This window comes from Candidatus Zymogenaceae bacterium (assembly GCA_016931225.1).
GTDB lineage: Bacteria > Desulfobacterota > Zymogenia > Zymogenales > Zymogenaceae > JAFGFE01.
The window spans coordinates 30,793-44,319 of the sequence record JAFGFE010000020.1; the positions used below are offsets into that span (position 1 = coordinate 30,793).

Annotated in this window: 11 protein-coding genes; 2 read left to right on the top strand and 9 right to left on the bottom strand. The window is 58.4% G+C overall.

What is annotated here, in order from left to right; genetic code table 11:
- The first annotated feature begins 380 nt into the window (after nt 1–380).
- Entirely contained in the window at nt 381–533 is a 153-nt protein-coding gene (locus JW885_09010; protein ID MBN1882298.1) for a hypothetical protein, read from the top strand.
- 193 nt (nt 534–726) lie between these two features.
- On the opposite strand, the gene JW885_09015 is transcribed toward JW885_09010, so the two are convergent.
- The 9 genes from JW885_09015 to argB all read right to left on the bottom strand — a co-directional run bounded on the left by JW885_09015 (nt 727) and on the right by argB (nt 10,204).
- On the bottom strand, nt 727–1,599 hold the full coding sequence (locus tag JW885_09015; GenBank protein ID MBN1882299.1) for a 4-hydroxy-tetrahydrodipicolinate synthase: 873 nt from the start codon (nt 1,597–1,599) through the stop codon (nt 727–729).
- Between the two features lie 14 nt (nt 1,600–1,613).
- A complete protein-coding gene (locus tag JW885_09020) occupies nt 1,614–2,423 on the bottom strand; it encodes a diaminopimelate epimerase (protein ID MBN1882300.1) in 810 nt (269 codons plus the stop codon).
- A 238-nt stretch (nt 2,424–2,661) separates the two neighbouring features.
- Nucleotides 2,662–3,900, bottom strand: a complete 1,239-nt coding sequence (gene lysA, locus JW885_09025; GenBank protein MBN1882301.1) for a diaminopimelate decarboxylase — start codon at nt 3,898–3,900, stop codon at nt 2,662–2,664.
- A 1-nt stretch (nt 3,901) separates the two neighbouring features.
- A complete protein-coding gene (locus JW885_09030) occupies nt 3,902–4,360 on the bottom strand; it encodes a hypothetical protein (GenBank protein ID MBN1882302.1) in 459 nt (152 codons plus the stop codon).
- Between the two features lie 103 nt (nt 4,361–4,463).
- Nucleotides 4,464–5,849, bottom strand: coding sequence for an argininosuccinate lyase (gene argH / locus JW885_09035; protein MBN1882303.1), 1,386 nt, complete (start codon nt 5,847–5,849; stop codon nt 4,464–4,466).
- A gap of 35 nt (nt 5,850–5,884) precedes the next feature.
- Entirely contained in the window at nt 5,885–7,099 is a 1,215-nt protein-coding gene (locus JW885_09040) for an argininosuccinate synthase (protein ID MBN1882304.1), read from the bottom strand.
- On the bottom strand, nt 7,096–8,028 hold the full coding sequence (argF, locus tag JW885_09045; GenBank protein MBN1882305.1) for an ornithine carbamoyltransferase: 933 nt from the start codon (nt 8,026–8,028) through the stop codon (nt 7,096–7,098). Before argF ends, JW885_09040 begins: the two co-directional genes overlap by 4 nt.
- A 1-nt stretch (nt 8,029) precedes the next feature.
- Entirely contained in the window at nt 8,030–9,214 is a 1,185-nt protein-coding gene (locus JW885_09050) for an acetylornithine transaminase (GenBank protein ID MBN1882306.1), read from the bottom strand.
- 99 nt (nt 9,215–9,313) lie between these two features.
- Nucleotides 9,314–10,204 carry an acetylglutamate kinase gene (gene argB / locus JW885_09055; protein MBN1882307.1) on the bottom strand — a complete coding sequence of 297 codons (891 nt, stop codon included), beginning with the start codon at nt 10,202–10,204 and terminating at the stop codon, nt 9,314–9,316.
- Nucleotides 10,205–10,433: 229 nt separating this feature from the next.
- On the opposite strand from argB, the gene JW885_09060 reads away from it, so the two are divergent.
- Nucleotides 10,434–13,508 carry a PAS domain S-box protein gene (locus tag JW885_09060; GenBank protein MBN1882308.1) on the top strand — a complete coding sequence of 1,025 codons (3,075 nt, stop codon included), beginning with the start codon at nt 10,434–10,436 and terminating at the stop codon, nt 13,506–13,508.
- Nucleotides 13,509–13,527: the final 19 nt, after the last annotated feature.

The following is a 13,527-nucleotide window of genomic DNA, read 5'->3' on the forward strand; positions in this document are numbered from 1 at the left end:
TATGTCTCTTTTTTTTCGGTTAAATTTCAGTATACCCGACACCGGTCGAAAATGAAACCGAAAAAAACCGGCTTCAATCCCCCCGCCGGACGCCTACTTCGCACTGCATACACCCCAGAGGCCCGCGTTTCCCACCACCCGTCGTGTTATTCACCTCTTATGCCGCCGCCCGGACACCTCCCGCCGGTTATATGACGATATATCGGCGGCTGTATTGCCCGAAGCGGTGCCGGGGAGAACGGCCCATCGCCCCATGACACCCCCGGACGGCCCCGGGCCTGACGGAACACCCGGCGCCTCATTCCGGCAGGGAACCGCACATGAGCATGGGACATATGGTGCAATAATGCTATAGAATGTTATTCCTTTGGAGGGATCTCATGAATCAGGCGATACCCCATCAGGGCGACCCCCACTGGATGTACATGCACGGCGGGATGTCCGAAAGCATCATCACGGCGAGGGTGAGGTGGACGAGCACGCCCCCCCTACACCGACGAGCTGATCATTCGGGCGATCCGGAAAGAACCTGATGCCGACGGCGAGGAGTTGGAATGGGACATGCCGAGACGGGATTTCTCTGATGATGACGTGAAGGAACTGCTTGATTATCTAAAAATGCTGTAGCGCCGATATGCGCGTCCAAAATAAGAAATATACCACCCCGTCTGATCCCTCATCCCCGAAAACAACAGGCGCATATCGCCTCACGGCGGTGTTTTTCCCCTACAGCAGCCCGTACTCCTTCAGCACCTTCTTGAGCGTCTCCATGCTGGCGTCGGACAACGGCGCCTGGGGAAGGCGCACATCCGGGTCGATTTTCCCCATCAGGCCGAGGGCCGCCTTGGCCGGCACCGGATTGGTCTCGATGAACATGGCCCGGGCGACGGGCATGATCTTGTAGTGGAGCCGCCTCGCCTCCTCCCAGTCCCCGGCGGCCGCTCGCCTGACCATCTCCTCCATATCCCGGGGCGTCACGTTGGAAACCACGGAGATGACCCCCGTGCCGCCGATGGCGATCAGGGGGAGAACGGTGAAGTCGTCTCCCGAGAGGACGATGAAATCCTTCTCCGCCTGCTCGATGACGTCCGAGACCTGCCGGAGGTCGCCGGTGGCCTCCTTGATGCCGACAATGTTTTTCACCTTCGAAAGCCTGGCCACCGTGGGCGGCAACATGTTCACCCCGGTCCTCCCCGGCACGTTGTACATGATGATGGGGATATTAACCTCTTTCGCCACGGTGGTGAAGTGGAGATACAGCCCCTCCTGGGTGGGCTTGTTGTAATAGGGGGTGATCACAAGCGCCGCATCCGCGCCCACCTCTTTCGCATGGATGGTCAGGGCGATGGCCTCGGCGGTGCTGTTGGAACCGGCCCCGGCGACAACCGGCACCCGGCCCTTTGCCTGTTTCACCACGAACTCCACCACCCGGTGGTGTTCCTCGTGGGAAAGGGTGGCCGATTCACCGGTGGTGCCGCAGGGCACCAACCCGGATATCCCCTGGTCTATCTGGAATTCCACGAGATCGGCCAGTGAATCAAAATCGACTTCCCTCTTCTTGAAGGGGGTCACGATTGCGGTCAAAGCTCCTGAAAACATGCGTTCACTCCCTTTTACGTCAGTGCGTCGTTATGTAATGTTGCGGTATATATCAGGCGGGCATCGCCCTCCAGGTATACCTCGGTCACACCGTTTTCGCCTTTTATAAAATGCACCACCAGCGGGATGGTGGATGTCGGGATGAGGGTGACCGGCGGAGACACGTCTCCCGCCAAAAAAAGCGTGACCGCCGCCGCCACGGCCCCGGTGCCGCAGGCCAGGGTCTCCGCCTCCACTCCCCGCTCGTAGGTACGGATGGTCACGGTCCCGTCACTCTCAACCCGGACGAAGTTCGCGTTGGCGCCGTTCGGCGCAAAGTTTTCGTGATACCGCACCGCGCGCCCCATCTGTGCCACGTCCATTCCCACCACGTCATCGGTCACCAGCACCGCATGGGGAACGCCGGTGTCGGAATAGTGATAGCTCAGTCTTTTTCCCGAAACAACAAGAGTCCGATCCAGCGCCGTCTCCTTCGGGTCGGTCATGGCGAGCTTCACCCGTCCCGACTCCAGGACCTCGGCCCGAATGACGCCCGCGCCGGTGAAAAAGGCCGTCGTCGTTCCCGAAATGCCCAGGATATGGGCCAGGCGGGCGGCGCACCGGGCGGCGTTGCCGCACATATCGGCCTCAGAGCCGTCGGCGTTGTAAAACCGCCAGCGAAAATCGAGGGCCGGGTCGTCCGCGGACTCAATAAGCACCAAGCCGTCGGCCCCCACGGACACCCCCCGACGGCACAGAAGACGCGCCGCCCGGGCCGGATCGGCGGAGGGAAACAAGCCGTCTCGATTATCTATAAAGATGAAATCGTTGCCGCTGCCGCTCATTTTATAGAATTGTATCGAATCCACCAATACCGATTCCTTATGAATGCTCCTCGATTATAGTATTTGACACCGCAGTCTGTGAATTGTTCTCTTTTCGGCGTTCCCGGGGGCGAGGCGATGCGATCACTCCCATACACTTCAGCGCATACCCCCGTTCTCCTTCCCGGCCTTCCCTCTCGTCCTCCTTCCCGTTCTTCCCCCCCCTCTTACCGTCCTCCCCTTCATTCCCCCCTTCCCGTCAGATTTCCTCGCCCCGAATCAGGTCCTCGTATGTCTCCCTCTTCCGGACGACCCGGGCCTCTTTTCCGTCCACCATGATCTCGGCGCATCGGGGTCGGGAATTGTAGTTCGAGGCCATCGAGAAGGAATAGGCCCCGGCGCTCTCCACCGCCAAAAGATCGTCCCGAACTACCCGGGGGATGTCTCTATCCTTCGCCAGGTAGTCGGACGATTCGCATATCGGACCCACAATGTCGGCGGTGATGACGTCGGCCCCATTCTCCACCACCGGGACGATCCTGTGATAGGAATCATAGATCGCCGGCCGGGCCAGATCGTTCATCCCGGCATCGACGATGACGAAATGCTTTTCAGTCTCCTTGGTGTACAGCACCCGGGTGACCAGGATGCCGGCATTGCCCACCAGGACCCGGCCCGGCTCCAGGATGAAGGTCACCCCCAGGTCCCCGGCGATTTCTTCTATGGCACGGGCATATTCCGTGGGGTCGGGCGGCTCCTCGCTCTGGTAGGTGATCCCCAGGCCGCCGCCGAAATCGAGGTATTGTATCTCGAAATTACGCTCTCTGAGCCTTTCAATCAACTCCACCAGGCGCTTGAGGGCGTCCTCGAACGGGCCGATCTCGGTGAGCTGGGAGCCGATATGACAGTCCACCCCCACCACCTGAATGTTTTTCCGCTCCCGTGCCCGCTCGTAGTCGTCGATGACGCCGGTGATATCGAGGCCGAACTTGTTGGCCTTGAGCCCCGTGGATATCTTCGGATGGGTTTTCGGGTCCACATCCGGATTGACCCGAACCGATATTCGTGCGGTCGCACCCATCTCTTGTGCGATGCCGTTGATGACCGTCAGCTCCTGGAAGGACTCAACGTTGAACATCAGGATATCGGCTTCTAACGCCGCTGTTATTTCATCCTCGGTCTTCCCCACACCGGAATAGACCACCTTTGACGGGTCCACCCCGGCCTGGAGCGCCCGGAACAGCTCCCCGCCGGAGACGATATCCGCCCCGGCCCCCAGATCGAAAAAGAGCTTCAACACCGACAGATTGGAATTCGCCTTCATGGCGAAACAGATAAGGTGATCCATCCCCCCCAATGCGTCTTTGAAGACCCGATAGTGGTGTCTCAGGGTGCGGGCGCTGTAGATGTACAGCGGCGTTCCGTGCTCCCGAACGAGGTCCACCACCGGGATCTCCTCGACGGAGAGCTCCCCGTTTTCCCGATTGAAATAGTTCACGCTATCTCCCGAAGTAGACGTCTATGGGATTGGAGTAGGAACCGGTGTGTCCGTCGGTGTTGAAGGGAACCACCACATAGGTATAGGTGATGCCGGCGGACAGGGACGAATCCTCAAAGGCGATGTCATCGCCCTGGACGTGCGCCCAACCCGGAGCCTCCAGGGTGAACTCATATACCTTCTCGAACTCCCCGGAACAGGAGCGGCACTCCAGATCCTCGTCCGCCACGTCCCGGCGCAGCACGCTGAACCCGGCCAAATCCGTGAGCTCCGAGCCGTCGGTATTCGTTTTCGGAACGGTCCAACTCAACATAGCGCCGTTCTCTCCCAGAGAAGCGGAGAGATTATTCACCCGGGCAGGCTCCACCCGGGACGGGGGCACCGGGGGCGCCTTGACGCCGCAGGCACACAAAAAAAGCACCATGCCGACACACATGATCGGTAGTAGTATCCGTCTCATGACTGTTGCCTCATATACACACATATAAAAGAATACAATATCGAAAAATGCCGCGTTCGGATTCCCGTCGGAGAGTTGTTGAAGATTCCGCCCGCGATATGTCTTACGTTTCGTCTTTTTCGAGTTTTTCCGCCTCGTCAAGCATCATCACCACCTGCCGCCTCGCCGTTCCGCCGGGGAGGTCCCGGGAGTCGACGCTGGCCCGGGGATCCATTGCGCTCAGGATATCCTTTTCAAAAAGGATAGACGCCTCCCGCCATCGATCGAGACCTAGGTCCGGGAGGTCCATCCCCTCCTTTTCACACACCGCAACGAGCCTGCCGACCGTCTCGTGGGCGTCCCGGAAGTTCATGCCCTTTTTAGCCAGGTAATCGGCGGCGTCGGTGGCGGTGATGAACACGGACGACGCGGCCCTTTCTGTCGCCTCCCGATTGTAGGCGACCTGGGCCATCAGCCCGGTCATCACCGAAAGAGAACCGGTTACGGTGTCTACGGTGTCGAACAGCGGCTCCTTGTCCTCCTGGAGGTCCCGCATGTACGCGAGAGGCAACCCCTTGAGGGTCACGAGAAGACTTTGGAGGTTTCCGAAGACCCGCCCTGTCTTTCCCCTGACCAGCTCCGGTACGTCCGGGTTCTTCTTCTGGGGCATGATGGAGGATCCGGTGGCGTACCCGTCCGGGAGCGTCACAAAGCCGAACTCCGGGCCGGAAAACAGCACCAGCTCCTCGGCCAGCCTGGAGAGGTGCGCCATCACCACCGACGCGGAAAAGAGGTACTCCAGGATATAGTCCCGGTCGCTGACGGCGTCCATGCTGTTTCGGGTGATCGCCGAAAACCCGAGGAGCTTCGCCGTGTATTCCCGATCCAGCGGATACGCCACCCCTGCGAGCGCCCCGGAGCCCAGGGGACAGACGTCCGCGGATTTCTCCACGGAACGAAACCGCCGCCCGTCCCGGTGGAACATCTCCCAGTAGGCCAAGAGGTAGTGGGAAAGAAGCACCGGTTGTGCCCGCTGGAGGTGGGTGTATCCGGGCATGAGCACGTCCACCGATTCGGCGGCCCGATCGAGGAGGACCCGTCTCAGGCCTTTGAGCAGCTCTGCCGTCCGCCCCGCCTCCTCCCGGACGAAGAGCCGGGTGTCCGCCGCCACCTGGTCGTTTCGGCTCCGGGCGGTGTGGAGGCGGCCTCCCGTCTCTCCGAGGCGCTCCCTGAGGACACCCTCAATGTTCATGTGGACATCCTCGAGCCGGGGGTCGAACCAGAAGGTCCCGGCCTCGATCTCTCCCGCGATCTCCTCGAGCCCCTTCACCAGGGCGTCGGCGTCGTCCTCGGTGATGACGCCGGCCCGGGCCAAGGTCCTGGCGTGGGCGATGCTGCCCCGGATGTCATAGGGCGCAAGGCGGGCGTCGAACCGGACCGACTCGGTGAACCGCTCCACCAAGTCGTCGGTGATCCCCTGAAACCTGCCTCCCCAGGGCTTTTTGACCATGAGAGATCCTCCTTCTTGTCAACCCGCTCCCGGCCCTACTCGATGCCTAAAAGCGCCTTGATGCGCATCCTCAGGGCGTTGAGTCGGATGAATCCGGTGGCGTCGGCGGGGGTATACACCTCGTCCTCGTCGAAGGTGGCGAATCCGTCGTGATAGAGCGTCTTCTCGGACTCCCTCCCCGCCACGATGACGTTCCCCTTGTAGATATCGAGCCTGACTCTGCCCGTGACGTTTTTCTGTGCCTGGTCCATCAACGCCTGAACGAGGTAGCGTTCCGGGGAAAACCAGTAGCCGTTGTAGACCAGCTCCGCATACTTGGCGACCATCGAGTCCCTCAGGTGCATCACCTCCCGATCCATCGTAATGGACTCCACCGCCCGATGGGCGGCGTGGAGGATAGTACCTCCCGGAGTTTCGTACACACCTCGGGACTTGATACCCACGTAGCGGTTTTCCACCATGTCCACCCGGCCCACGCCGTTTTCGCCCCCCACTCGGTTGAGCTCCATCAAAAGCGTCGCCGGAGACAGGACCTTGCCGTTGAGCTTTACGGGATTTCCCACCTCGTATTCCAGTTCGATGGTAGTCACCCGGTCCGGGGCGTCCTGGGGCGACACCGAAAGCTTAAACATGTCCGCAGGCGGAGACGCCCAGGGATCTTCCAGCACTCCTCCCTCGAAACTCATGTGAAAGAGGTTCCGGTCGGTGCTGTAGGGCTTCTCAGCCGTGACGGTTATCGGGATGTCGAATTTCTTCGCGTAGGCAATGAGGGATTTTCTCGATTCGAACTCCCAATCGTCGTCCCGCCAGGGGGAGATGATGGTGATATGCGGCTCCAGGGTGAGATAGGCCATCTCGAAGCGCACCTGGTCGTTGCCCTTGCCGGTGCAGCCGTGACAGACCGCGCCCGCCCCCTCAGCCCGGGCGATCTCGATCTGCCGTTTCGCGATCAACGGCCGGGCGATAGATGTCCCGAGGAGATATGTCCCCTCGTACACGGCCCCGGCCCGGAGCATCGGGAAAACATAATCCCGGGCGAACTCCTCCCGCAAATCTTCAATATACACTTCGTCGGCGCCGGTGGCCAGGGCCTTTTCACGAAGCCCCACGAGCTCGCCCTCGCCCTGGCCCACATCCGCGGCAAATGCCACCACCCGGGCGCCGTAGCGCTCCTTGATCCACCTCAGAATGACCGATGTGTCCAATCCTCCGGAATACGCCACAACCACATTCTTTATATCCGTCGTCACTTCGCTTCCTCCCGCCGCTGATTCAGAATATCCATAATAGCTTTTTGCACGTGCAGTCGATTATGCGCCTGGAGAAACACCACGGACTGCTTCCCGTCCATGACGCTGTCGGTGATCTCCTCGCCCCGGTGTGCCGGAAGGCAGTGCATCACCTTCACATGGTCCGGGGCGGCCTCTAACAGGTCATCGTTCACCTGGAAACCCTTGAGGAGCTTGATCTTCTTCTGTCTCTGTTCATCCTCACCCATGCTCACCCAGGTGTCGGTATAAATGACGTCCGCCTCACCCACCGCCTCCCGGGGATCGGTGGTCAGGTTCAGACGCTCTTCCAATATCTTCTTTCCTTTTTTGAAAATCTCATCGTCCGGCGCCAGCTCCTTCGGACAGGCCAGCGTCAGGCGAAAGCCGAAGAGACCGGCGGCGTGTATCCAGGAGTTGGCCAGATTGTTGCCGTCCCCGATGTATACCATCTCCACATCCTTCAGGTCTTTTCCGGTCACCTCCATTACCGTGAAGACATCGCTCATCACCTGGCACGGATGCAACAGATCCGTCAGGCCGTTGATGACCGGCACCGATGAATACTCGGCCAGCTCCTCCACCATATCCTGGGAAAAGGCCCGGATCATCACCATGTCAACGTACCCCGAGAGGGTTCGGGCGGTATCGCCCACCGACTCTCCCCGGGAAAGCTGGATGTCCTGGCTGCTCAGGTAGATGCCCTGTCCCCCCAGTTGATATATGCCGGTCTCGAAAGAGACCCGGGTTCGGGTGGAGGGCTTCTCGAAAATCATGGCCAGGGTCTTTCCAGCCATTGGGGTGTAACGGATGTCGTTGAGCTGCCTGATTTTCAGGTCCCGGCCCCGATCTAGAATTTCCCGACCCTCGTCGGCGGTGAGATGTGAAATCCTTAAAAAATGGTCCAGCATGTCACAACCCCCCTATAATATCTTTAAAGGCGCTCGTCACCTCGTCCACTTCATCTTTTGTAACGATAAGCGGAGGGAGAAATCTCAGCACCCTTTCTGCGGTGCAGTTGACCAGTATATTTCGCTCACGAAACGCATCCACGACCTCCGGTCCCCCCCGCGTGAGCTCAACCCCGATCATGAGGCCCACCCCCCGTACCTCGGCAATGAGGTCCGTCTCACCCGCGATGCGGCGAAGCTCATTCATGAAATATTCGCCCATTGTAACACAGTTTTCGAGCACTCCGTCACTCAGTGTGGCCCTCAGCGCCGCACATGAGGCAGCGCTTACCAGCGGATTCCCGCCGAAGGTTGAGGCGTGGCTCCCCGGCTCGAAGACGGACGCCGCCCGATCCCCCGCCAGGCACGCCCCCATCGGCAATCCCCCGGCCAGGCCCTTGGCCAGCACCATCACATCGGGCTTGACATCGAACCGCTCGTAGGCGAAGAGCGTCCCGGTCCGACCCATGCCCGTCTGGATTTCATCGAAGATGAGAAGGGCACCCTCCCGATCACAGATCTCCCTCACTCGGGAGAGATAGCCGTCCGGGGGCGTCACCACGCCGCTCTCCCCCTGAATCGGCTCCAGTATAACCGCGGCGGTATCCTCCCCCACCTCTTCCTCCAGGGCGGCGGCATTTCCAAAGGGGACATGGGAGAAACCGGGCACCAGCGGGCCGAAGCCCGAGTGGATTCTCTCCTGCCCGGTGGCGGTCATGGCGCCCATCGTCCTGCCGTGAAAAGACCCCTTTGCGGCGACGATGCCGGACGCCCCCTCCCCCTTCGTTCGAATCCCGTATCGCCGGGCCAGCTTCACGGCGGCCTCCACCGCCTCGGCGCCGCTGTTACAAAAAAAGCAGGCCCAGGCAAACGAGTGATCGCACAAAAGCTCCGCCAGCTCCGCCTGAACCGGAATGCGGTAGAGGTTGGAGACGTGGATGAGGGTTTCCGCCTGTCGCCTCACCGCATCCACCACCGCCGGATGGCAGTGGCCCAGGTTGTTCACGGCGATGCCGGCGACGAAATCGAGAAATCGCCGTCCCGTCACATCCCAGACGTACGCCCCCTCGCCGCGAACCAGTTCCACGGGCTGGGGACGATACGTGTTCATCAGGTGACTGTAGTCGTTCTGGAGCGTCTCGTTCATCGGTTTTTTTGTCTTCCTCCCCCGCCGGAACACGACAATTTATATGGTCCGACAGGACATATGCCGACAATATTCATACGGAGGCATCCACCCCCCCGGTCAATCCGGGATGATCTGGGTTCCCACGCCGCCGTCGGTAAAGATTTCAAGTAACACCGAGTGGGGATCCCGGCCGTCAATGATATGGGTCTTTTCCACCCCGGCCTCCAGGGCCTCCAGGCAGCAGGCGACCTTCGGTATCATTCCGCCGACGATCGTGCCGTCGTCGGTGAGCCTCCCCGCCTCGGTTGCGCTCATGCTGCTGATCAGCTCCCCGTCCCGCAGGACTCCGGGCACGTCGGTAAGGAGAATCAGTTTTTTCGCTCCCAGCGCCCCCGCCACGGCGCCGGCGACCAGGTCCGCGTTGATATTCAGCGTCCCCCCGTCCTCGTCGGCCCCCACCGGGGCGATCACCGGGATGAATTGTTCCAGGGCAAGCCCGGAAAGAAGCTCGGTATTCACACGGACCACTTCACCCACCCGGCCCAGGTCGATGATCTCCGGCGGCATTCCCTCACGATCGCTTTTTTTCAGCGCGATTTTCCTGCCCGTAATCAGTCCACCGTCCCGACCCGAAAGGCCCACGGCGCTCCCTCCGAGGGAGTTGATGAGGCCCACGATCTCCTGTCTGACCTTGCCCGCAAGCACCATCTCCACCACGTCCATAGTCTCGTCGTCCGTTACCCGCATTCCGCCGACGAAGGTCGACGGCATTCCCAGCCTTTCCAACAGTTCGCCGATCTGTGGACCGCCGCCGTGGACAATCACCGGATTGATGCCGATGTATTTCATCAGGATGACATCCAGGGCGAAATTTTTCTTGAGGTCATCGTCCACCATGGCGTGTCCGCCGAACTTGATGACCATCGTCGATCCCGAGAACATCCGAATGTACGGCAGGGCCTCAAGAAGGATGGTCGCCTTTTCCCTGGCCCTTTCGATTGGACTCATGTCGCTCTTTTTCTCTACGCAATCATCTCAAAATGTGGTATCTTAACATGACCAAAAAAAAATATCCACCAAAACTTGTTTACACGTTCCGCAAAACGATGTCCCGCCGTTTTGACGGGGCACCGCGTGCATTCTTTCTTGGCGATACTTAAGAAAGTAGTATATACTTGTTCCATCATGCGGTGTGTTTTTTTGGATAACTCCCTTCTCTTTCCCGTAGGCGTTCATCATGGCTGACAACACAGAAACGATCAATAAACTCCGTGAAGAAGACACGCTCCCGGAAAAAAACAGGGATGGGGCGAAAAGCGGCCCCGATACGGATCACGAGGACATACACCGGACGCTCGTTGAACGATCCCCCGTGGGTATTGCGGTCATTCAAGAGGACACCATCGTCTTTCATAACCAAACATTGAAAGACTGGATCGGGCATACCGACAAAAAAATTTCTACTGCCCCATTTACCACATTCATCCATCCGGACGATGTCGATGAGATCACCGACAGGTACACGCGACGATTGGCCGGAGAGGACATTCCGAGTAATTTCAAGATCCGCATCGTTACAAAAGACAAGAACATCATGTACATGGATGCACACGTCGCCGTGGATTCATGGAAGGAACATCCTGCGGTTTTGTGTTATTTCAACGCCGTCACTCCCCCGATACAGGCGGAATTAGACCACACAAAGATCGAGGCGATATACGGAAAACTGCTGGAGAACACAAACGAATCGATCGCCGTCATCCAGGACGGACACATACAATTCGCCAATCCTGCCACACAGACAATCACCGGATACAGCGCGGAGGAGCTTTCACGCCGACCGTTCATCGACTTCATCCATGCCGATGATCGAGAAGTCGCCTCATCGGAATACAATCGAAAGCTGACCGGTGACGACGTCTCGTATGTATCCAGATTTCGATTCCAGACAGAAAGCGGAGAGTACCGGTGGCTTGAATCCAATGCGATCATGATCCTCTGGGACGACAAGCCGGCGGTGATGTCGTTCACCAGGGACGCAACCAGACAGATGGAAGCGGAAGAGCAGTACAAGGTCACCTGGGAGATATTCTCCCGGTTCGCCGATCAGGTGCCGGCGGTGGTATTCATCAAGGATATAGAGAGCAGGCTTTTATACGCAAACAAGCTGATGCGGGAGACCTTCAACGCCGATGACTGGATCGGCAAGATCGCGACGGAATACCTCGATCCCGTTGATGCCGGCCGCACCATGTGGAACGACACGGAAACATTTGAGCGGGGGTCCCTGCTCAAGGAAGAACAGCTCACCGATATAAACGGCGAGCGCCGATTCTTTGAAACCCGCTCGTTCCTCATCGATCGACACGACGACGACCCGCTCCTGGGAGGCATCAGCATCGATATCACCCAGCGGAAGCTCTACGAAAACGCCCTCAGACGATCCGAGGGTAAATATCGCACCGTGGTGGAACACGCCAAAGAGGGCATTGCCGTCATCCAGGATGAATTCATCCGCTTCGCCAACCCGGTGATTTTGAAGATGACCGGAAGCTCCCTGAAAAACCTGCAGAAAAAACCATTCGTCCATTTCTTTCACAAAAAAGACCGCGACAGGATCATGGAGCTGTATCTCAAGATACAGAACGGCATCGATATGCTCACCCCCGGACAGTATCGTCTGATCGATGCCCAAAACGAAACGCGATGGGTGGAGGCAACCGGCGTATCGATTTCCTGGGACGACCGGCCCACCGTATTAATGTTTCTCAGCGACGTGACCGAACGAAAAAAAACCCTGGACGCCCTCAGGGACTCCGAGGAGCAACTTCGAAGCATCTTCGAAACATCGGCCGATATCCTCTTCGTCTCACAGCTTGACGGGCGAATACTCGATATCAACCCGGCCATCGAGGAGATTTTCGGACTTCCCAGAGAGGTGGTCATCGGCGCAGATACGGGTGTGTTTTTCAGGGACGCTGAAGAGAGGGACACTCTTTTCAGAGACATTCGGGAGACGGGCCTTGTAAAAAACCGTGAGATCGAACTTCAAAAAACAGACGGGACCATCGCCGAATGTCTGATTACGGCGACGGGGCGCTATAACGAATACGGGGCCATCATCGGCATCCAGGGAACCATCAAGGATATTACCGAAAAGAAAAACCTGGAGCGACAGCTCATATATGCCCAAAAGATGGAGGCCATCGGCAACCTGGCCGGGGGCATCGCCCATAACTTCAACAACATACTGGTGGGCATCATGGGATATTCGGAAATGCTCATGGCGAAAACGAGCTCGGAAAACCCGGATTACAAACCCATCAAGACTATATTCGACGGCACGACCCGGGCCGCGGAGATGACCCGTCAGCTTCTGAATTTCTCCAGGGGCGGCGGCGAAACGTTGTTTCAACGGGTCAGCCTCAACAACGTCGTACAGAATGTTATCCCGCTTCTGTCGAGCACCTTCAAGGGAGCTATCGATCTGAAAACAAGCCTGGATACAAACATACTCCCGATAAAGGGGGATGAGGGACAGCTCGAGCAGTGCCTGTTGAATCTGTGTATCAACGCCCGGGACGCCATGCCCGACGGCGGTGAATTGCTTATCGAGACGACGAACCGGTACCTTGACGAGGCATTCGTCAAGACCCACCTCGACGCCCACGCCGGTGAGTTCGTCGTGCTGTCGATATCCGATACCGGGACAGGTATACCCCCGCACGTCAAGGAACACATCTTTGAGCCCTTCTTCACCACGAAAAAGTCCTCGGGAGGCACCGGGATGGGACTGGCGACGCTTTACGGTATCGTGAAGACTCACAATGGATTCATCACCGTATACAGCGAGGAGGAAACGGGCACCGTCTTCAAGCTCTACTTCCCCTCGACAACAGGTAAGTTTTCCGAGACAAGTAAAGAAACCGACCCGCAGAACCTGGAGGAAAACGAAACGATCCTCCTCATTGACGACGAGCCGACGGTGCTCACCATGTGGTCCGATTTCCTGGTGGACCGCGGCTATACCGTTATCACCGCGGAAAACGGTCCCCTCGGCGTCGAGCAATACAAGAAAATGAAACACATCATCGACCTGGTCATCCTGGACTACATCATGCCCGGCATGAGCGGCACGGATGTGCTGGAGGCGCTCAAGGAAATCGACACAGACGTAAAAGTGCTCATCGCATCGGGATACAGGGAAAACGACAAGGAAAAACACCTGATTGTCGACGATGCCGACGGCTTTCTCCAGAAACCGGCGACCATGAACCAGCTGATCTGCGCGATCAGGTCGATACTCGACTGATAAAAAAAGACGATTTGAC

What these genes read in the sequence shown, in the direction of transcription:
- JW885_09010 (MBN1882298.1), top strand. Translation starts at nt 381, where the DNA reads ATGAATCAGGCGATACCCCATCAGGGCGACCCCCACTGGATGTACATG.
- JW885_09015 (MBN1882299.1), bottom strand. Translation starts at nt 1,599, where the DNA reads ATGTTTTCAGGAGCTTTGACCGCAATCGTGACCCCCTTCAAGAAGAGG.
- JW885_09020 (MBN1882300.1), bottom strand. Translation starts at nt 2,423, where the DNA reads ATGAGCGGCAGCGGCAACGATTTCATCTTTATAGATAATCGAGACGGC.
- JW885_09030 (MBN1882302.1), bottom strand. Translation starts at nt 4,360, where the DNA reads ATGAGACGGATACTACTACCGATCATGTGTGTCGGCATGGTGCTTTTT.
- argH (MBN1882303.1), bottom strand. Translation starts at nt 5,849, where the DNA reads ATGGTCAAAAAGCCCTGGGGAGGCAGGTTTCAGGGGATCACCGACGAC.
- argF (MBN1882305.1), bottom strand. Translation starts at nt 8,028, where the DNA reads ATGCTGGACCATTTTTTAAGGATTTCACATCTCACCGCCGACGAGGGT.
- JW885_09050 (MBN1882306.1), bottom strand. Translation starts at nt 9,214, where the DNA reads ATGAACGAGACGCTCCAGAACGACTACAGTCACCTGATGAACACGTAT.
- argB (MBN1882307.1), bottom strand. Translation starts at nt 10,204, where the DNA reads ATGAGTCCAATCGAAAGGGCCAGGGAAAAGGCGACCATCCTTCTTGAG.
- JW885_09060 (MBN1882308.1), top strand. Translation starts at nt 10,434, where the DNA reads ATGGCTGACAACACAGAAACGATCAATAAACTCCGTGAAGAAGACACG.